The sequence below is a fragment of the Actinomadura sp. KC216 genome, from assembly GCF_004348535.1.
Lineage (GTDB): Bacteria > Actinomycetota > Actinomycetes > Streptosporangiales > Streptosporangiaceae > Spirillospora.
On the sequence record NZ_SMJX01000152.1, the window covers coordinates 1 to 19,343 of the forward strand.

Annotated in this window: 24 protein-coding genes; 20 read left to right on the forward strand and 4 right to left on the reverse strand. The window is 70.8% G+C overall.

The features are described 5' to 3' along the window. From E1264_RS24450 to dgoD, 3 genes are all read left to right on the forward strand, one after another. The coding region (locus E1264_RS24450) for a Beta-galactosidase C-terminal domain (RefSeq protein WP_207936129.1) at positions 1–271 on the forward strand (271 nt) is incomplete at its 5' end. Then, entirely contained in the window at positions 268–1,008 is a 741-nt protein-coding gene (locus tag E1264_RS24455; RefSeq protein ID WP_132177385.1) for an SDR family oxidoreductase, read from the forward strand. The genes E1264_RS24450 and E1264_RS24455, both read left to right, overlap by 4 nt. Positions 1,009–1,087: 79 nt before the next feature. Continuing rightward, positions 1,088–2,233, forward strand: a complete 1,146-nt coding sequence (gene dgoD, locus E1264_RS24460; protein ID WP_132177387.1) for a galactonate dehydratase — start codon at positions 1,088–1,090, stop codon at positions 2,231–2,233. Between the two features lie 5 nt (positions 2,234–2,238). Here the strand turns inward: dgoD and E1264_RS24465 are convergent, their stop codons facing one another. Then, complete coding sequence (locus E1264_RS24465) at positions 2,239–4,431, reverse strand: DUF6461 domain-containing protein (RefSeq protein ID WP_207936130.1); 2,193 nt, start codon at positions 4,429–4,431, stop codon at positions 2,239–2,241. 261 nt (positions 4,432–4,692) lie between these two features. On the opposite strand from E1264_RS24465, the gene E1264_RS24470 reads away from it, so the two are divergent. Both E1264_RS24470 and E1264_RS24475 read left to right on the forward strand, forming a co-directional pair. After that, a complete protein-coding gene (locus tag E1264_RS24470) occupies positions 4,693–5,154 on the forward strand; it encodes a hypothetical protein (protein ID WP_132177389.1) in 462 nt (153 codons plus the stop codon). Positions 5,155–5,349: 195 nt separating this feature from the next. Next, on the forward strand, positions 5,350–5,784 hold the full coding sequence (locus tag E1264_RS24475) for an SgcJ/EcaC family oxidoreductase (protein ID WP_132177391.1): 435 nt from the start codon (positions 5,350–5,352) through the stop codon (positions 5,782–5,784). 99 nt (positions 5,785–5,883) lie between these two features. Here E1264_RS24475 and E1264_RS24480 read toward each other — a convergent pair whose 3' ends face one another. From E1264_RS24480 to E1264_RS24495, 3 genes are all read right to left on the reverse strand, one after another. Next, positions 5,884–7,407 (reverse strand): alpha/beta hydrolase, encoded by a 1,524-nt coding sequence (locus E1264_RS24480; RefSeq protein WP_243711142.1) that lies wholly within the window; start codon positions 7,405–7,407, stop codon positions 5,884–5,886. Positions 7,408–7,427: 20 nt separating this feature from the next. Further along, the gene (locus E1264_RS24485) at positions 7,428–8,588 is read right to left on the reverse strand and encodes a serine hydrolase domain-containing protein (protein ID WP_132177395.1); all 1,161 of its coding nucleotides are present in this window, start codon (positions 8,586–8,588) and stop codon (positions 7,428–7,430) included. 1,066 nt (positions 8,589–9,654) lie between these two features. After that, positions 9,655–10,878, reverse strand: a complete 1,224-nt coding sequence (locus E1264_RS24495; protein WP_132177399.1) for a hypothetical protein — start codon at positions 10,876–10,878, stop codon at positions 9,655–9,657. Between the two features lie 623 nt (positions 10,879–11,501). Between E1264_RS24495 and E1264_RS24500 the strand changes: the two genes are divergently transcribed. The 15 genes from E1264_RS24500 to E1264_RS24555 all read left to right on the forward strand — a co-directional run bounded on the left by E1264_RS24500 (position 11,502) and on the right by E1264_RS24555 (position 19,223). Next, a complete protein-coding gene (locus E1264_RS24500) occupies positions 11,502–11,879 on the forward strand; it encodes a hypothetical protein (RefSeq protein WP_132177401.1) in 378 nt (125 codons plus the stop codon). Between the two features lie 88 nt (positions 11,880–11,967). Beyond that, the gene (locus E1264_RS24505) at positions 11,968–12,405 is read left to right on the forward strand and encodes a hypothetical protein (RefSeq protein ID WP_132177403.1); all 438 of its coding nucleotides are present in this window, start codon (positions 11,968–11,970) and stop codon (positions 12,403–12,405) included. Beyond that, entirely contained in the window at positions 12,402–12,602 is a 201-nt protein-coding gene (locus E1264_RS24510) for a hypothetical protein (RefSeq protein WP_132177405.1), read from the forward strand. Before E1264_RS24505 ends, E1264_RS24510 begins: the two co-directional genes overlap by 4 nt. Before the next feature lie 283 nt (positions 12,603–12,885). Beyond that, positions 12,886–13,200 (forward strand): hypothetical protein, encoded by a 315-nt coding sequence (locus tag E1264_RS24515; RefSeq protein WP_132177407.1) that lies wholly within the window; start codon positions 12,886–12,888, stop codon positions 13,198–13,200. A gap of 76 nt (positions 13,201–13,276) precedes the next feature. Then, a complete protein-coding gene (locus E1264_RS43625; protein ID WP_165964347.1) occupies positions 13,277–13,420 on the forward strand; it encodes a hypothetical protein in 144 nt (47 codons plus the stop codon). Next, a complete protein-coding gene (locus tag E1264_RS24520; RefSeq protein ID WP_132177409.1) occupies positions 13,417–13,767 on the forward strand; it encodes a WhiB family transcriptional regulator in 351 nt (116 codons plus the stop codon). Before E1264_RS43625 ends, E1264_RS24520 begins: the two co-directional genes overlap by 4 nt. A gap of 2 nt (positions 13,768–13,769) precedes the next feature. Next, positions 13,770–13,994 (forward strand): hypothetical protein, encoded by a 225-nt coding sequence (locus E1264_RS24525; RefSeq protein ID WP_132177411.1) that lies wholly within the window; start codon positions 13,770–13,772, stop codon positions 13,992–13,994. Positions 13,995–14,167: 173 nt separating this feature from the next. Beyond that, a complete protein-coding gene (locus E1264_RS43630) occupies positions 14,168–14,317 on the forward strand; it encodes a hypothetical protein (RefSeq protein WP_165964348.1) in 150 nt (49 codons plus the stop codon). Positions 14,318–14,559: 242 nt separating this feature from the next. Beyond that, positions 14,560–14,928 carry an RRQRL motif-containing zinc-binding protein gene (locus E1264_RS24530; protein ID WP_132177413.1) on the forward strand — a complete coding sequence of 123 codons (369 nt, stop codon included), beginning with the start codon at positions 14,560–14,562 and terminating at the stop codon, positions 14,926–14,928. A 17-nt stretch (positions 14,929–14,945) separates the two neighbouring features. Beyond that, positions 14,946–15,146: a hypothetical protein gene (locus E1264_RS24535; protein ID WP_132177415.1), complete on the forward strand. Its 201-nt coding sequence runs from the start codon at positions 14,946–14,948 to the stop codon at positions 15,144–15,146. Continuing rightward, positions 15,143–15,349 (forward strand): hypothetical protein, encoded by a 207-nt coding sequence (locus E1264_RS24540; protein WP_132177417.1) that lies wholly within the window; start codon positions 15,143–15,145, stop codon positions 15,347–15,349. Before E1264_RS24535 ends, E1264_RS24540 begins: the two co-directional genes overlap by 4 nt. A 3-nt stretch (positions 15,350–15,352) precedes the next feature. Continuing rightward, entirely contained in the window at positions 15,353–16,381 is a 1,029-nt protein-coding gene (locus tag E1264_RS24545; RefSeq protein WP_132177419.1) for a conjugal transfer protein TraI, read from the forward strand. A 54-nt stretch (positions 16,382–16,435) separates the two neighbouring features. Then, the gene (locus E1264_RS43635) at positions 16,436–16,600 is read left to right on the forward strand and encodes a hypothetical protein (protein ID WP_165964349.1); all 165 of its coding nucleotides are present in this window, start codon (positions 16,436–16,438) and stop codon (positions 16,598–16,600) included. 89 nt (positions 16,601–16,689) lie between these two features. Continuing rightward, a complete protein-coding gene (locus tag E1264_RS24550; RefSeq protein WP_132177421.1) occupies positions 16,690–17,022 on the forward strand; it encodes a conjugal transfer protein TraH in 333 nt (110 codons plus the stop codon). Beyond that, positions 17,019–19,223: an FtsK/SpoIIIE domain-containing protein gene (locus E1264_RS24555; RefSeq protein WP_132177423.1), complete on the forward strand. Its 2,205-nt coding sequence runs from the start codon at positions 17,019–17,021 to the stop codon at positions 19,221–19,223. The genes E1264_RS24550 and E1264_RS24555 overlap by 4 nt, the downstream gene beginning before the upstream one ends. The last annotated feature ends 120 nt before the right edge of the window (positions 19,224–19,343 follow it).

Genomic DNA, 19,343 nt, shown 5'->3' on the forward strand with positions numbered 1-19,343 from the left:
CCCCGACCCCGCCGCCATGGCGTCGGTGCTGGCTCGCATTTGCCGGGAGGCGGGCGCCGCATCGGACCTCCCGGATCTCCCCGAGGGCGCCGAGTCCGTCGTCCGCCACGCCGCGGACGGCACCCGCTTCGCCGTCGTGCTCAACCACAACGACGAGCCGGTGACCGTACCGATCCCTCCCGGCGGCGTCGATCCGCGCGACGGCACGGACGTCGTCCCGCCCTACCGGCTCGACGCGCGCGGCGTCCTCGTCGTCAGGTACCCGGCATGAAGCTGCTCGACGGCGGATGCGCCGTGGTGACGGGCGCCGCGTCGGGCATCGGCGCCGCGATCGTCGACCGGTTCGTGGCCGAGGGCGCGACCGTGATCGCCGTCGACGTGGCCGCGGAACCGCTGCGCGACGCCGCTGCGGGCCGCCCGGCAGTGCACCCGGTGCCAGGCGACGTCTCCCAGGCCGAGACCTGGACACTGGTCGCCGATCTGGCGCGCGACGAGTTCGGCCGCCTGGACGCACTCTGCTCCAACGCCGGCTACAGCATCCACGCCCCGGCGCACGAGCTCTCCGAAGACGACTGGGACCGGCAGCTCGCCGTCAACCTCAAGGCCGCCTACCTGGGGGTCAAAGCCTGCGTCGGACTCTTGGCCGACAACGCGGGCGCGGTCGTGCTGACATCCTCGGTGCACGCCGTCGCGGGGCTGCCGGGACGCCCCGCCTACGCCGCCGCCAAGGGCGGCCTCTGTGCGCTGGGCCGCCAGCTGGCGGTGGAGTACGGGCCGCGAGTGCGCGTCAACACCGTCCTCCCCGGACCGATCCTGACCCCCGTGTGGGACGGCGTCGACGACGAGGGACGGCGCCGCAGCGCCGCGGCCACCGCCGCGGGCCGCCTGGGGCGTCCCGAGGAGGTGGCGGCGGCGGTGGCCTTCCTCGCCTCCTCCGAAAGCTCCTACATCACCGGGGCGAGCCTGCTCGTGGACGGCGGCTGGACCGCCAAGAAGGACTCCGCATGAGGTCCGCCTGACGTCCGCCTGACGTCCGCCTGACGTCCGCCTGACGTCCGCCTGACGTCCGCCTGACGAAGGACACCGCATGAAGATCGCCAAGGTGGAGACGTTCCCGGTCCCGCCGCGCTGGCTGTTCTGCCGGATCGAGACCGACGACGGCCTGACCGGCTGGGGCGAACCGGTGGTGGAGGGCCGCGCCGAGGTGGTCCGCGCCGCCGTCGACGTGCTGGCCGAATACCTGATCGGGCGCGACCCGCTGCGCATCGAGGACCACTGGCAGGTCCTCGCCAAGGGCGGCTTCTACCGGGGCGGTCCGGTGCTGTCCAGCGCGCTCGCGGGCCTCGACCAGGCACTGTGGGACATCGCAGGCAAGGCTCGCGACGTCCCGGTGTACGCGCTGCTAGGCGGCCCTGTACGCGACCGCGCCCGCATGTACGCCTGGGTCGGCGGCGACGAGCCCGCGGCCCTGACTGACGGCATCGCCGCGCGCGTCGAGCAGGGGTTCACGGCCGTCAAGATGAACGCCTCCGGACGGATGCCGCCGCTCGCCGGCCGCGCCGCCATGACCGCCGTGGTCGACCGCGTCGCCGCCGCCCGCGAGGCGCTCGGCCCGGACCGCGACGTCGCGATCGACTTCCACGGCCGCCTCACCCCGGCCGACTCCCGCCGCCTCCTCCCCCTCCTGGACGAGCTGCACCCACTCTTCGCCGAGGAGCCGGTCCTGCCCGACAGCCCGCATCTCCTCCGCGACGTCGTCACCGCCAGCGGCGTGCCCATCGCCACCGGCGAGCGGCTGTACTCGCGCTGGGACTTCCGGCCGGTGCTCGAAGCGGGCGTCGCGGTCGTCCAGCCGGACGTCTCGCACGCGGGCGGGATCTCCGAGACCCGCCGGATCGCCGCGCTCGCCGAGGTGTGGGGAGCCCACGTGGCGCCGCACTGCCCGCTGGGCCCGCTCGCGCTGGCCGCCAGCCTGCAGATCGCGTTCGCGACGCCGAACTTCCTTATCCAGGAGCACTCGATTGGCATCCACTACAACACCGGCGCCGACCTGCTCGACTACGTCCTCGACCCGGCGGTCTTCGAGTTCACCGCGGGCCACGCCGCACCACCGTCCGCACCGGGCTTGGGCGTCCAGATCGACGAGTCCGCCGTACGCCGCGCCGCCCGGACAGGCCACACCTGGCGCAACCCGGTCTGGCGCCACGACGACGGCACCTTCGCGGAGTGGTGACGCGGTCAGGGTGCGCCGGTTCCGGTGATCTTGGCCTGGGCGTCGGCGACCAGGTCCGCCGCGTGCGGACCGGCGGCGTGCCGGGCGGCGTCGATGGCATTGGTGGCGGCGGCGAGCGCGTCCGGGTTGGTCGCATGGTGCAGGGCGAGCCAGACCCACCGGTGCTCGCCGTCGTGGAGCTGGGATCGGCGGGCGCGCAGGTGCGCGTCCGGGCTCAGCGCGCGGGCGGCGACGCTGGCGGCGATGTCGGGATCCGCACCGAGGCCCGCGTGGCGGGCGGCCTCCGCGGCGGCCCACCAGGCCAGGTCCCGCAGCGACGACTCGGGGAGCCCGGCCAGGGCTTCGGCGGCGGAGCCGAGCGGGTCATCGGGCCGCGGGCCGGCGGGGTAGTGCGGGTACAGCGTGGGCAGGTGCGGGACGATCCGGAACCCGATGTCGGCGCCCACGATGCGGTCCAGGTCGTCGGCGGTGACGCCGTGGCCGGTGAACCGCTGCACCGCGACCAGACCCATCAGCTTCTTCCCGCGGCGGTGGTCCGCGAAGTCGAGGTCGGCCAGCATCGAGGCGATCTGCGGTGGCGCGTCCAGGCGGTCGAACGGTTCCACCGAGAGCAGCACGTCACCGCGCTCGGCCAGCGACAGCCGCGTCACCGCGTTGACGTTCCAGAATATGCTCGCGGCCCGCCCGGCCGCGGACGCCCTGGCCAGCACGGGCCCGGTCGACCCCTGCCAGCCGTTGAACTCCACGGCGAGCACGGCGCCTCCGACGTCCAGCACCGCGACCCATGGGTCGATCGACCGCCGGCTCATCAGGTCGTCCTCGATGGCCCGCAGCGACTCCGGCCGGGCCGGGTCCGCACCGAAGGCGCGCAACACGTCCGCGACGTCCGCCCCGGTGACCACCGTGACCGTCGCCGCCTCGTACAGCGCACTGCGGCGCAGCCACCGGAACGCGGCCTCGGGCGGTTCGGGACGCACCGGCTCCGGCTCCCCGCGCAGCCGGTGGCCGAGCCGGTCGGTGCGGGCGTGCACGATCTCGGGCGCGGGCGGCGCCTCCCACACGACGAGCTCGTAATGCTCAGACCCGTCGGCGTCGTCCCGCCCGCGGGCGTGGACCCGCAGCCGGTAGTCCCCCGGCCAGGGCGGAGTGAGCCCACGCAGCTGCGACTCGCCCACCCGAGGCTCGACCGCCCGGGGACCCACCACCGAGGCGCCGCCGACGTCCGCCCGCCAGCTCACCTCGACGATCTCCTCCCAGCCGGTCCCGACGTCCGGCGGTGGCTCCTCCAGGACCCTCACCAGGATGTGGACGCGTCCGTCCTCGACTCCGGTGCGGATCACCGCGCCACCCGGAACCACCGCGACCAGCCCGTTACCACCGAAGTCGGCGTCCGGGACCTCATCGTGCTCCAGCAGCGCGAACCGGTGCCCCGACACCGGCGCCGACCCGCTGGCCCCCAGCGGCAGCAGATACTCCGCCCGGACCCTGGCGAGGACGGCGGCGGCATAGCTACTGGGCATCGGCGCCTCGCTCAAGAACAGCGCCGCCGTGCCGAACGCGACGCCGAGCACCGCAGGCGGTCCGGTCACCCAAGGCTGGAGCCCCACCCGGGACAGGACGCCAACGGCAGTGGCCACGGCCAGCGCCAGCCAAGCCGCACCGTGCGCCGCGGCCACTTCCTGCTCGTGGGTGATCTCAGGCGCCACCTTCAGCAGGGGAGCCACATCCGGATGGGCGGCCAACCGGCGGGTCACCGCCGCGACCAGCGGCACCGCACCCGGCCGGACCTGGTCCAGCATGCCCGCCCCGGTGACCGCCTCGCTCGTCCCGTCCCCGCTCATCACAGCGAAGCCGCCGGTGAACGGTTCACCCAGGAAGCCGGTCAGGTCCGGGACGCCGGACACGTCCAGCTCCGGCACGGTCAGCTCCAGCGCGCCGAGCAGCCGTTCGACCAGCATCGGCGGCAGCGAACCGAGCGCGTCCCGCACCGGCGAATCACCCGTCCCGGCTCCGGAACGGAACCGGGCGACGGCCCTATGCCGGACGGCCGGTCCATGAACCGGTGACGTACCGTCGGCGTCCGCCCGCAGCCGCCCGAGCTCGGCGGCCGGCGACTCGGGAATACGCGCGGAGACCAGCGGCATCATCGCGGAGACCGGCCGGACCATTTCCTCCAGCACCGAATCAGAAAGGTCCACCCCAGCACACTCCCCCGCCCGTCAACACCAACAAGACGGGCAAAACTCTAGCCCGCCTGACGTAGCCACCTATTCGTCAACACAGCCGAGTCAGAAAGGGGCCCTACATCTCGAACACCACCACCGTTCCCACGCCGACGAGGTGGTTGGTGACGTTGAGGCATGAGATCCTTAGGCGTGGACAGCGCCGTTGTACGGGTCCGTAATCTGCTGCGTCCCCTGAGTAATGATGGTCACGCGCGACGGTTCCTGCGGATCTCTGTGGACGACGCCCCCGGGATCGCAGTCGCCGCACCCTTGCAGGCGATGCTCATCGAGGCCGACTTCGCCCGGACGGCATTCCCGCCTCGGCATCCACCGGCGGAGCCGCTCCCCTGCACTGTCAGCGACCTGACCGCGCTGCTCAAACCCGTCACGCTGCCCGCAGAGCGATTGTTGTCGTTGCTGGTGAACACCTGCACACGGGATCTCGCTTACGACTCGCCCGGAGGTCCGTGGAATCCGGAGACCGCGCGATCCGTCTTCGAGCGGGTGTTGAGCACGCTAGGGCCGCGAACCCTCTGGTGGAGCAACAACGACTTCTCTTATGCCGAGGAATGGACGGCCGACGGCCTCCCCGATGCCTATGCCTCGACCACTGTGACCGGCTATGTCCTCGATCGCGTCCTCCTCGGTTCCGGCGCAGGCGTCCTTCTCACGATCCTGGCCTTCGCAGACGACTGACCCCCTGCTAGAACCGTCCGGCACCGCCCACACCCAGCCGCCCTGGACACCATCTGAGGACCCGAGCTTCGTTCCAAGAGCCCTCCGCTCCCCGGCTTGACCTCAACCATTATTGAGGTTGTTGAGTGGCAGATGGCGGCGGCGATGACCGTCGCCGCCGGACGAGCTCCGGCACTAGGAAGGAGGGGCACGGTCATGACGAACGACATCCTGGTGGTGGGAGACATCGCGCCGGAGACGCAGGCGGCGGTGACCGGCGTGGTGAAGGCGCTGGAGAAAGCGTTCAATGCCAAGGATCCCATCGCCCTGAGCGAGCAGTTCGCCAAGAAGACCTCCTGGACGAACGCCATGGGCACACGCTTGGACGGCCGCGAGTCGATAGCCGAGTTCAGCGCTCCGGCGATGAAGGGCTTCCTGCGCGATTCCTACGCGCGCTATGACGTCGTCAAACTGATGGAAATCGCGCCCGAGGTGATCGCGGTGAACGTGGTGCAGACGCCCACCGACAGGTCAGGCAACTCCATCGAGAGCGCCCACGGGGCGACGCTCTATGTGATCGCCGAGCGCACGGACGGCTGGAAGATCGTCGCCGGCCAGAACACCGCCGTCGAGGCCCCCTCCACCCGATGACACCCGGCCACACGTGCTTTTCTGGATGACGCCGTCGCAAACGCTGGGCATCGAGGATCCCGACATCGCCGTCCAGCACCCAGGATGCCCGCTGAGCGATCACTTCTCTGGGGCGCAGGTGAGGTCGCCGGTGGGGAGACGGCCGGTGAGCAGGTAGTCCTCGACGCGGTCGTTGATGCAGGCGTTGGGGTATCCGCGCTGGTAGGGGGCGTGGACGTAGGCGTCCAGCGTGATCATCCTGGAGCCTCGCAGCAGGCCGTGCAGGAGCTGGTTGCTCCTGTACGTCGTCCGAGTGTCGCCGGTCGCGGCCACCATCAGCGCGGGCAGGTCCGCCTTGATCATGGTCGGCGGCTCGGCGGGGCGCGTCGGCCAGTACGCGCAGGGCCCGATGTTGTAGCCGACCGGGCCGAACATCGGGGCCGCCCTCCGGTGCCTCTGAACGTCGCGCCAGTAGACGGCCGGGTCGCGGGGCGCGGCGACGTCCCCGCAGATGATCGAGGCCTGTCCGCTGCCCACGCTCGCGTCCTCGGGCGTCGCCGCGGTCAGGAAGGCGAGCTCGGCGGCCAGGTCGGGGGTGGGCTCGGCGAAACGCCCCGCCGCGGCCTCCCGCATCACCCGGACGGATTCGGCGAGGGAGGCGCGTGCCGGTTCCTCATCGGTCCCGAGGTTGTCGATCATGAGGGTCGGGACCAGGGTGGCGTCCAGCCGGTACGGGCCGATCTCCAGCGGCCGCTTCGCGGACACCGCGAGGATGCGGTGCACCAGCTTGACGACCTCGGCCTCCGTGGCGCCCAGGCCGTACTCGCCGTCGCGTTCCGCCGCCCAGCCCGCCCAGGCGGCGAGCGCTTCCTCGTTGACGTCCACGGCGGCCGAGATCAGGCGCGGCCCCCAGGTGTAAGGGTCCATCGAGCTGTCCAGGACGACGCGTTCGAGCCGTCCCGGGAACATCGTCGCGTAAACGCCGCCGAGGTAGGTGCCGTACGACGCGCCGTTGTAGGACATCTTCCGCTCGCCGAGCGCGCCCCGGACGATGTCCATGTCGCGGGCGATGTTCCGGGTGCTGATGTGCGGCAGCAGGCCGCGGTCCGTCCTGGCGCACCGGTCCGCCAGGTCCTTGGCGAACCGTGCCGACTGTTCGAACGAGTGGCGGGTCGTACCCGCGCCCTTGATCCAGGTGCCGACGCCCCATCCGCAGTCGACTCCGGCGCTGCGCCCGAGCGACCTCGGGTCCATGCCGACCAGGTCGTAGCGCGGCCCGGCCGCGCCCATGAGCCGCCGCATGTAGGGCGGCATGTCGATGGCCGGGGCGGGACCGCCCCCGTTGAGGAGCATCATGCCGAGACGCGGCTCTTCGCCGGACGCCTTCAGCCGCGAGATCGCGATCTTGATGGTGCGGCCGTCCGGCCTGGAGTAGTCCAGGGGGACGGTCACGTCCGCACACCGGGCTCCGGCCTCGTCCAGGTCCTTGCCGACCTGGTCGCCGGGGCCCAGCGTGCACGCCTTCCAGTGGAGGCGCTGCTGGTGAAAGCGGTTCAGATCGCCCGCCTGCCGGGCGGCGGCGGGCGACGGCGAGGCCAGTACCGTGGCGGCCATCGCGGCCGCCAGCGCGACCGCCACTTTCATCGTGTTCAAGGTCGCTCCGTTCATCGGGGGTCGCACAGGGCGGTCTGGACGAGGTTCAGCTCCTCGTCGAACGCCTCCTTGGTCGAGGGGTTCTCGTTGAAGGCGATGGCGGCGCGGCGGCCGGAGGGGGCGACGCCCGCGATCGAGGTGAAACCGTCGATGTCACCGGCGTGGCCCCACCACGTCCCGCCGCACCGCAGCGGCGTCCCGATCACCCCGAGGCCGTACCGGGCGCCGTTCCACACACGGTCCGGGTCCAGCGCGACGGTCCGCTTCATCTCCGCCAGCTGTCGCGGTGGGAGCAGCCGTCCGCCGAGGAGCGCGCCGTAGAACGCGCTCATGTCCTGGGGGCTGGAGAGGAGCGCGCCGCCGGTCCAGGCCACCGTGGTGTTCATCGCCGTGTAGTCGGTCCAACGGACCGTTCCGTTCTCCCCTTGGCGGACGTAGCCACGCGGGTGGGGGCCTCTGATCCGGAGCTGGTCGCCCGGCCAGTAGGTATCGCGCAGCCGCAGCGGGTCGATGATCCGGCGCTCGATCTCGTCCTCGGCGCGGTGGCCGGTCACGCGCTCGATGATGAGCCCGGCCAGGACGTAGTTGGTGGTGGAGTAGTGCCATTCCGAGTCCGGACGTGGAAGGGACAGCGCGCGCTCGACCAGGGCCTCGGGCTCGAAGTGCCGGAACCGGAACTCTTCCGTGGTCTCGAAGGTGTCCATGTGGTCGGGCAGCCCGCTGGTGTGCCGCAGCAGGCTCCGGACCGTGATCGTCCGCCCGTCGTAGCCGTTCCGGTCGACCACGCCCGGCAGGTAGCGGGCGATGGGGGCGTCGAGCGAGATCCGATGTTCGGCGGCGAGCGCGAGCAGCGCCGTGGCGGTGAACGACTTGGTGATGCTCGCGGCCCGGACCCGCATGGCCGCGTTCATCGGACGCCCCGTCCGCCGGTCGGCGTATCCGCTCGCGGCCGTCCAGGGTCCGCAGCGCGGATCGTCCACCCGCACCGCCGCCCCGGTCAGCCCGTGGACACCCGTCATATGGTCAAGCACTCGCCGGACGGCTGGACGATCACCGCACCCGGGCGGCGCCCCGGCGTGCGCGGACACCGGAACCGCGACGGCGGCGACCGCCGCCAGCACCGCGACCGCCCCGAGGACGGCACGGCCCCGCGTTGATTCGGTTGTCGGCATGATGCCGACGCTAGGAGTCGACGCCACTTGGGCACACTGCAGTGACCACCCGGAAGCCGCCTCCGGATGCCCGCATGGCGATCTTCGGGATAACCCCCCGTTGCCGGTTACGGAGCGTCGGTGGCGGCCTTGTGGGGAAGGTGGAAGTGGTGGTCTGGTTCCGCGCCACGAAACAGGCGGTGATCAGGCCGAGCACGGCGTGGTGGGAGACCGCGCTCGACGCCCGTCTGAGCTGTCCGAGGGGTCGCCGGTCGCCGTCCTGGGCGAACTGATAAGGGCCTGCCGGGAAAAGAAGAACGGCGGCGCGGACGCCGCCGACTCCGTGATCGTCCCCCAGAATTCTCCCACGGGACTTCGTGTGAGGCCCGAAGGTGGGCCTGACCTTGGGTGGAGCTGAGGGGATTTGAACCCCTGACCCCCTCGATGCGAACGAAGATCACACCCCTTCGAGAACCATTGTTCCCAGCCATCTCCCCAGGTACTGGGGTAAGCACTGTCCCGCGATCGACGGCCCTGAGCGCACCTGACCGCCTCTGACGGAAGGGTCCCGCTCCCAACTCGGCTCCCAAGTTCGATGATCCCAAAGCCCGGCTGCCGGGCGACGGCCCGTCCGACCGGCCCCCCAACGCATCCCGCTGCCGGCGGAACAACAGAGCCCTGACCGTCCTCGTGACGATCAGGGCTTTTTCTGTTTCTGGCCCGGCTTGGGTGAGGGGTCGCCGACGGGGTTGGGGCCCCACTCGGCGGTATCCGTGGGTCGTGGCGGCGGCGCATCTAGAATCAGGTGAAGGATCAGCATCGAACCGTACGGGAGGGGCTGTGGACGAGCCCGAGGAGACCGGGCCGGACCCGTCCGCCGAGTGGTGGACGACGTCTGACGTGGCTCATTACCTCGGAGTCGGCGTAGCAACCGTCAGCGCCTACCGTTCGCGCGCCCAGATGCCGCCCCCGGACCTCACTGTGGGGCGAACGCACGTGTGGCGGCCCGAAACCATCATCGAATGGCAGAGGGAACGTCCCCGACCAGGTGTAGGGGGACGTCCCCCGACTTCCGATGCCTAGAAGATCAGGCGCTTACGGCATCGCCTAGACGCTCGCTCGCGTATTCCATGAACTCACGCGCTGTCGCACTATCCTCGTGCGGAGCAAGCTCACGTTTGAACGTTCGAAGAAAGTCGAGTCCCCGGTCCGAGTCGACCTGATCGGCGAGTAGGTCAACGGCTTCGCGGCCCGACGAGCATCCCTCGTCCATACGATCCGTTCTGAGTTTCGAGATGGCGACGCGGCCGAGCCAGGTCGCACGATCGCGCGGATACTGTTCTCCGCAGGAAGTGATCGCTGACATGAGTTCAGACTCCGCGCCATTGTAGTCGCCCAGGTCGTAAAGTGCGCGGCCACGCTGTGCCATAATCCGAGCCTCATCGACCCAGTAGGCCCAAGGTGGGGTATCGCCGTGGACGGCACGGCCGAACAGGTGTTCTGCCTTGTTCAGCGCTCGCTGAGTTTCGTTTGTGTCTCCGATTTTGGCCTGAGCACGGCCAGCACGCGCCCATGCCATGGCCTGAATAATGGCCGGAGTCTTAACGGCCTCTGCTGTGGCCACATCCATTAGTTGTGCAGCGTCGCGATTATTCCCGGTCGAATACGCCTGGATACCCATAAAGCCGACGATGTTGACGCCGAGGGCCGTGTCGCCCACCGACGCGGCAGCACGTAGCGCGGACAGGTAGTACTGCTGTGCAGCAGCGTGGCGACCACTGTCGAACGCCGACCAACCGGCAAGCCTTGCGAGTTCAGCGGCCACCATGTGAAGTCGTTGTCCGATCTCCGCATGATAGCTGCCGTTGCGAATCAGATCAGCGACGAAGCGCAGGTCTGAATGCAGCATCCCTAGAAGTGCTCCACCGCCATGCTCGTCATCCATCTTTCGTCGTACGGCAATCAGGCGTTCTAGATCGTCCAACATGGCGGGACTTACTCGCCGCCCACCCTCCCGATAAGCGAGCCAGGGACCTGGATTGAGTCGCCACGTCATGACTGGCAACAGCAGTTCAGCCCCAACTGCTCCCAGGAAAGCACGACGATCCACTAGAGCCCCCTCCGAGACATCACTGAGAGCTTTCACGGTACCTCGCAGATCCCACGATTCTGAAAGGCCCGCGACCTTACCTGTGGGCAGCCAGACCGGCCAAGTCACCCGCCCGGGGATCGCCGGATCCAAGCCCAGCATCTCGCAGATTGCCTGTTGGGCCGACACTTCGGGAATCACTCCGTGTTCCCAGCGCTTCACGGTCTTGCGCGTAGTGCCGAAGCCTCGCCTCCGAAGCTCCTTGGCAAGGCTCTCCTGTGACCAACCGTTCCGCCTACGTACTTCCGCTAGCGGGTGGCACGACAGGTCATCAACCGGCGTTGTCAGTAGCTCAGTCGCTTGAACGGCCACGCATCCGAGCATAAGCCGCCACCACGTGTCAGCACAGGGGGAACACGAGACCCCAGGTGACCCCCTCCTGGTCTCAGGGGCCCACGCACGGCCCCGAAGCCCCCCAAGAGACGGCAGATGCCCCGTAGTCGCAGGTGAGGGTGATCTCGTCTCATAGAGCCATGCCACAAACGCGGCTCTGAGAGCGCTAGGGGCGCACGACGCCCAACTCGCCCATCGGCCTTGACATATACAAATTCAGTTTGTACTTTCGTGGCATCACAACTGCAGATGGCGTTGGTGGCCGAGCGCAGAACCATCAGGTGTCCGGGTCGATTCAGTCCCCGGATCAGCGTCGGTCACGGCAGCGCCCCGTCTTCCAGGCAGCGCTTGTGCTGTCTGTCCGTCATGGAGATCACGCCCCGGTTGTGCTGGGTGCGCCGTGGCGGGCGGAGAACACACGCCCTGTTCTGCAACCTCACCTGGAGATGTTCATGACGTCGAGCAACGGCCGTCGCACGCTGCTGGCCAGCCAGATTCCCCTAGATCAGATTTCGATGCCGCCGGGGCGTAGCCCGCGGCTGGTGTGCGCGGACTGCAAGACGTGGCAGCCGTGGAAGCGCGGCCAGGTCAGAGCGCATCCGCTCTGGCCGGGAGAGGCCGCCTCTCCAAAGTGCCCCGGCTCGCACCAGCGAGTGTTTCTCGACCTCACCCCCGATCGGCTGCGGGAACTGCGTGCGGGCGCGGCTGCTCAGGCACGCGCCATTGCCCGCAGCCCCCGCGAGGGATATCAGCAGGCTCCGCCGGTCGCTCCGGCGGTTCATCAGCTCGCCGGCCGCCGCTCGGTGCCGCGCCTGGCTGTCGCCCGCTGACCCTTTCTCGTCTTGTTGCGCCCCGGCCTGGTTCAGGCCGGGGCGCTTTGCGTCGTCTGCTCACCTGCGAAGGAAAGGAACCCTGCCGATGGTCATCATTGCCGATCGTGACCGGACTCGGGCCGGTCACATCGCCGGTCTGCGCCAGCTGGCTGACCTGCTGGAGGCCCAGCCGGACATCCCGTACTACCAGAACGGGCGACTGAGTTTCGCCTTGGGCGGCACGGAGGAGGAGGCCGCCGAGACGATCGAGCGGACCGCGGCGGCGCTGACCGCTGCGGGGGTCGAGTTCGACCGCCGCGAGTGCGACCATTCCCTACGGATCGAGTTCGTGCTCGCTGGGGTCGAGTACGGGTTTTCACGCGTGCGTGATGCGGCGTGGGCCGCTCACCAGGCCCGGCAGTCCTACGAGAGCAACGTGCAGGTTGCGGGCGAGGCGCCCGTGGTCGCTGCCGAGAAGGCGGTCAAGCCGCTGCCCTCGCTCGTGGGGGCGCTGGACGCCTCGTCGCCCGGGGTTGGCCGGTGACGGCGCCACGGCCCCGGTTGGTCAAGGTGCGCCTGTCCGGCGACGCCGACGACGTGGCGGCGCTGGCGGACCTGCTAGCCGATCTGCCCGGCGACCGGTGCGCGGTCGGTGAGGTTTCGATCCCGTACCCGAACCGGCGGGACAGTGGCGTGCGCCGCTATCTCGACGTTGTCGTCCCCGCCCCGGCCGAAGGCTGAGGCCCACAGAGTTCCCCATGACCCGGGGCGCCTCCACCGCCAAGCAGTGACGCCCCGGGCCCCCTCCCTAACAGGAAGGAAGGTCCAACGATGGCCGACAACCCCACGAGCGTCCGGGAGGCCTACGACGCCAAGGGCGACAAGTTCGGCAAGAGCAAGTAGCCAGCCCACCCCATCCCGGAGCGGCCCCGGCCGCCCGGCACGCACGCGCGTCAGGCCCGCCCCCACCGTCCGGGGGCGGGCCTGACGGCGTTGCGGGACCCGTCCCGGAAGGACACCTGCCATGAACGGCATTCCCGCCCGCCTGCCCCACATCGCCGACCGTCCGACCGTCACGCGGCCCAGGCCCGCGGCCGGGTTCTACGTCTCGGTGCGCACCAGTGCCCGGATGGCCGAATCGGCGCTGGTGCTGGGCCCGTTCCCGGACCGCGACCGCGCACACGAACACGTCCCGCTGGTGCATGCGTTCGTGGCGGCCCGGCACCGGGGCGGGGAGTGGTGGCGGTTCTCGGTCGCCCGCGTGACCGCTCGGCCGGGCAGGGCGCTGCCGACCGGCACCCTCAACGCCCTGCTGGCCTGTGGCCAGACCGCCGCCTGACGTCTGGCGGCAGACCTCGGCCGCAGGCGACCGCCTGCCGGTCAACCAAGCACTGACCAAGCAAGGAGATCTCACTGTGATGCCTCAGAAGGGCAAGCTCGGGCCCTGGATCGCCGGTCTGGTGATCGCGGTGTTCGCCTTCCAGAACCCCGAGAAGGCCGCGTCGCTGATCAACCAGTTCTTTGACGCGGTCGGCCGGTTCGCGGGGGCGCTGGGATGACCGCGATACCCCTGGAGAAGCCGATCACGGCGCCCGCGTCCGTGGCCCTGGGCGCGGTGGAGTTGGGCGCGGTGGACCTGCGAGGCAGGCCCGTCGCCGGTGCTCAATGCCGGTTCGATCCCGAATTGCACACCGGCCCGGACGGCGCCGAGTCGCCGGACGAGCGCGCGGCCCGTGAGCTGGTGGCCGTTCAGGTGTGCGAGTCCTGCCCGCTGCACGCCGAGTGCTTGGAGTTGGCGATGCGGTTCCGCCCTGAGTCCGGGGTGTGGGCCGGTTTCACCGCCGCCGCCCTCGCCGCCCTCGCCGACTGCGATCTGTCCGACCTCGACCTGAACGGGGTGGCCTGACCATGACGACCCGTACCCTGACCGCGCTTCGGCCCGGCCCGGTGGCCCTGTCGGTCGACCTGCCCGCCGGTGACTTCCCGCCAGTGGCTGGCGTCGACGACGCCCGCCGCGCCGAGTGGGTTCCGGCCTCCTCCTACAGCGTCCTTGCCGCCGTGCTGGCCGAGGTCTATGGCGGGCAGGTGTTCGCCGCGCACGTCGACATGCTCACACGAGCCCTGGACGGCTGACAGGCGACTGACGTTGCGTCCGGCCGCTCATCCCGCCCCCCGGGAGGGGTGAGCGGCTCACGGAACGGCCGAACCGCCGCTCCCGCACCAGATCACGGGTGCGCCCCGGGACGCCCAGCACTGACCAAAAAAGCCCAAGCGTCCCGGGGCCCCTCCATCAGGAAGGAAGTCCCATGATGACGCACCTGCGTTTCCTCTGCCACGCCTGGGATGCCTTGGCTGCCCAGGACTGCCACTTCTGCGGCGGCGCGAAGAAGATCGGCTCCACCAACCGGACGTGCCCGGTGTGCTCGGGCACCGGCAAGTGCCCCGGCGGGAGGTGACCGCGGTGAGCACCTGGAACGAGTGCCCCACATGCGGGACCGCCTACGACACCCCGGCTCAGGCCGCGCGCTGCCGGGAGAGCCACTGACATGGCCGCGCAGATGTCCGCGTGCTGCAAGGCGCCGGTGAAGGCGACCATGACCAGCGTCCGATGCTCGAACTGCCAGCGGCGGGTAACGCCGCTCGGGCTCATCGGCGGGGACCGGCGGTAGTGGTGCCTGCCGCCGCGAGCGTCGTTTTCATGGACCCGGCGGGGGACCGGTGGGGTATTCCGACGTGGTCGTGGGGCATGGCGCCCGCGCACCTGCTCACCCGGACGCAGCTTCGCGGACGCGGGCTGTGCCCGGGTGGGCAGCCGGTGGCGGGCCAGATCCTGTGGCGGTCGCGGCGGGCGGCCCGCAACGGGTGGATCCGTGCGGCGTACCTGTACGACGTGCGCCAGGCCAAGCCCCGCCGCCCCGCCACACCCGCCCAACTGGACGCGCTGGCCAAAGCCTTGGCCGCGCGCCGCACCTGCCCGCGCTGTCGGCGCGACGCCGGATACGTCCTGCCCCAACACATCGGGGCGTGCCTGACCTGCGCGGACGCCTGGGAAATCGACCGCGCCTGACCGAAGAGAGCTTCGTTATGGAGATCAACCCCAGCGACGCGCGTGTGATCGTCACGGCGCTGCGCAGCCGGGCCCGGCGGATGACCGAGGCGGCCGACAAGGCCACGCACCCGTCCGGAGCCAAGGTCGCGCTGGAGGCGGCCGAACGGTGCCGCCGCATCGCCGACACCATCGCCGACACGGCCGCCCGGTCGGCTGGTGAGGGGGCGGTGAGGTGAGTACGGCGCAGATGGTGCGGCGCACGGGTGTGCTGCCGTTGCTGGCCGTGCTGCTGCTGGTGCTGGCGGTGGCCGCGCTGCGGCTGGTGTCCCTCACAGCGGTGGTCACCGCCGCCGCTGTCGATGGTGTCGCCGAGCTGGCCACCGACGCGCTGACCTCGGTGGCCGCCGCGTCCGGGCCGGTGGCCCACGAAAGGAGGTAGACGATGACCGCACAGGCGTCAGCACCCGACCCTGACGAGGTCGGCCAGGGCATCAACGCCCTGGAGCACTACCTGGCCGCCCAACAGCCCACCCAACAGCCCGCCCAACGGCCCGAACAGCGTCCGGAGGAGCCTGCCGGCCAGACCCGCCGTGTCCGCAGGCTGGCCGGGGAGGTCGCCGAGGCGCACCACCTGGCCGAGTTGCAGGACGACGACACCCCGCTGCTGCTGGAGTCGGGCAAGGTTCGCAAGCGCCGCCGGAAGGCGCATGAGGCGGCCCGGCTGCACCAGCTCGGGCAGGACCCGGTGATGCGGGCCTGGCAGGCCGCGCGGATGCGCCGCCTGCTGGTGACCGCGGGCATGGTGGCGCTGACACTGGCGCTGGCCTGGTCCACCGCCGGGGTCCAGGGGTTCGCCGCGGGTGAGGCCAAGGACTGGTCACCCGCGTGGGTGTTCGCGTGGCTGGTCGAGCCGTTCCTGTCGCTGGCGCTGCTGACCGTGGTGGGCGCCAAGGCCTACCTGGGCACCCGCGGGCAGCCGGTCAAGTCGGCCAAGCTCGACCGGATCGAGTACGGGTTCCTGGGCCTGACCCTGACCATGAACGCCTGGCCCTACCTGCCCGGTGTCGCCGACACCTTCGAGTTGTCCCGGCTGGTGCTGCACATCCTCGGGCCGATCGTGGCGGTGGCGGTGGTGACCGCGCTGCCGATCATCCTGGAGGCGTTCGCCCGCCTGGACCACCGCCCCGCCGGTGCCGCCGGGGTTACCGGGCCCCTTACTGGCCCCTCGTACAGCGCGAACACCGGTGCCGACCGGCCCGCCGGTAACCCTTCCGGTGGCGGCTCGGGCAACGGTGCGGGCAACGGCGTGGACCGGGTGGACGTGGCCGCGTTGACCGACCGCGCCAGGTCGCTGATCGCCTCGGGTGACCTGCCCGTCGCGCCGTCGGCCAACGCCCTGCGCCAAGCCCTGCGGTGCGGGATGGACACCGCCCGCCACGTCCGCGATGAGCTGCGTCGGCCCGGCCAGTAACCCCTCCACCCCCGGTCCCGAACACTCACCCCTTCCCAGGCAAGGAGACCCGCAATGGCCAAGCACAACGACTGCCGCAACAGCAACGAGTCCCCGACCTCCGCCGAGCGCCGCGGGGCCTGCGGCGACTGCGCCGGGCGCCGCGAGCTCATCACCAACTTCGGTGGCCAGCACAACCACGTGACCTGCCGCACCTGCGGTGGTACCGGACGCAAGTAGCCGGGCGGTTCCCAGGGCGGGCGGCGGCCGTCGGGCCGAAGACGGCGCTGCCGCCCAGCCCGGCGACGCCGATGACGTGGAGAAAGGGGGTGTCGCAGGTGAGTCAGCCGAGCGAGCCAGACCGCAAGGACGGCGCACTGGGGGGCGTTGCCCCGCCGAGTTTCGGTGCCGCCTCTCCCCGGTGGGAGGAGGAGGCAGCCGACCCGCTGGTGGTGTGGGTGCGCTGGCACGTGGTGGAACTGGCCGGTGTGGCTGTGCCGCTGGGCCTGGCGGTGGCCGCCTCGTGGTGGTTTGTGCTGCTGGCGGCCGGGGTCGCCGGCGCGTGGGCGGCGCAGGAGACCCGCCAGGCCCACCGGCGCGGCCGGTTGGGCGCGGCCGCAACGACGGCCATCGACGCACGCAGACAGGAGACCAAGTCATGAACACCAGCGACACCAGCAAGACCGGCAAGGCCGGTGAGCTTGCGACCGTGCACCGGCTGCCGCTGGACGACCCCGGCCAGTCTGACCAGCCCGGAGAGCCCGGGGTGGTGTCCGGGCGGGTGCTGACCGCCGCCGAGTACGCCCGGTTGACCAGCCAGCGTGAGCAGGCGTTCGAACGGTGGCGCGGCTACCGCTCCGACGCGGTGTGGCTGGCCAACGCGGTGCGGCGGCTGGCCGCCGACGACCGGACCAAGTTCGTGGCCCGCCAGGTGATGTTTGTGCCGGTCGGGGCGGGGGTGGTGGCCCGGCGGGTGTGGGAGGCCAAGACCAACTCCCGCTACGAGCGGATGATGCGCGCGGCCGAGGCCGCCGGGGACTTCGAGGCGGTCGCCGAGTGGGAGGCGCGGGCGGTGGCCGAGCGGCAGCGCCGCCACCAGCGGGTGATGGACTGGATCACCCACCCGGTCCAGATCGCCAAGACCGCCGTCGTCAGCGTCGCCACCGGCGTGGGCGGGCTGCTGGGGCTGGGTGTGGTGCTGGCGGTGGCCGAGCACGACCCGGCCCAGGTCAACGACCCGCTGATGGCCGCTGTAGCGGTCGTGCACGGGACCGCCGTCGCGGTGGAAACCGCGTGGGCGCCGACTATGGCGGTGGCGCCGTGGCTGGTGGCGGCGTGGCTGTGGAACGAGGGACGGCGCCGCGCCCCGGCGCTGTCGTGGCTGGCCCCCCAGCAGGACACCGCCGGTGAACCGGTCACCCCGGGGCGGGTGGTGCTGGCGCTGCGGGACCTGGGCATCCCCGCACTGCGCAAGGCCATCACCGACGCCGGAGAGGCCGCCGCCTCCTGGCTGTCGGTGATCCGGATCGCCGGATGCGGAGTCGAAGTCGATGTCACGTTGCCGTCCGGGGTGTCGACCGCGGAGATCAAGGCCAAGCGCCGCAAGCTGGCCGAGAACCTGGACCGCCACGAACACGAACTGCACATCACCATCCCCCCGGCCGCCCGGACCGTCAGGTTGTGGGTCGCCGACTCCGGTGCCCTGGACGAGCCGATCGGCCCCTCCCCGCTGGTCACCGATCAGACACTGACCGCCGACATCCACTCCGGCCGGGCGCCGTGGGGTCAGGACCTGCGCGGGGACGCGGTCACGATCCCGCTGTGGCAGCGGCACCTACTGGTCACGGGCCTGTCCAACCAGGGCAAGACCGCCGCACTGCGCGCCCTGGCACTGTGGGCGGCGCTGGACCGGTCGGTGGAGTTCCGCATCGCCGACCTCAAGGGCGTCGGGGACTGGCGGATGTTCGAGGGCATCGCCACCACCCTCATCCAGGGCCCGACCGACGAGCACGTCATCCGGGCGACGCACATGCTGGAAGACGGCGTGGCCGAGATGGAGCGGCGCCTGACCGCGCTGGAGGAGTCCGGCGCCACCGACGGCATCACCCGGGAGATGTCCCGCGAGCCCGGCTCGGGGTTCCACCCGCTGGTGCTGATCGTGGACGAGGCGCAGCAGGCGTTCATGTGCCCGGTCGTGGGCGGCGACAGGCGCCCCTACGGCGGCACCAAGCACACCTCGCGGTACTTCATGGCCGCCCGCAAGCTCCACAACCAGGGCCGCGCGGTCAACGTGATCCTTCAGCAGGGCACTCAGGACCCCACCGACCAGAACCTGCCCAAGCTGGTGCGTGAGGGCGCGCACATCCGCGCGTCCCTGGTGGTCGGCACCGAAGCCCAGGCCAAGATGGCGCTGGGGGAGAGGGCCGTCAACGCCGGCGCCGCCCCGCACGAGCTGCGCCAGGGCCTGGACAAGGGGACCCTGGTGGTCTCCGGTGACGGGGTTCCGGTCCCTGCGGGCCAGTCGTCGCTGACCGTGCGCACCCACTTCATCTCAGGTGAGGACGCCAACCAGATCGCCGAACGCGCCCGCAAGCTCCGCGGCCCCATCACCACCAACGGCGCGGCGCAGGCCGCTCCCGTCCGGGACTTCCTGGCCGATCTGGACCAGGTGATCCGCGGCGCCAAACGCGAACGCACCGAGATCATCCGCCAGCGCCTCGCCGAACTCGACCCCGCGGCCTACGAGGGATGGTCCGCTCAGGACCTGGCCGCCCGGCTCGCCGACCACGGCATCACCATCACCAAGTACGCCGGGAACAAGGTCGTCCGCGCCGACCACATCCGCCGCGAGGTCGGCGACTGAAAACGCTGGGGACCCGGCCCGGCCGACGGGGAGGAATCCCCAACCGGGTCCCCACCCCCCATCCCCAGCACCGACCTGCGAAAACAGCGGTCTGGGGACGTTGGGGACCCCCTTCCGCAC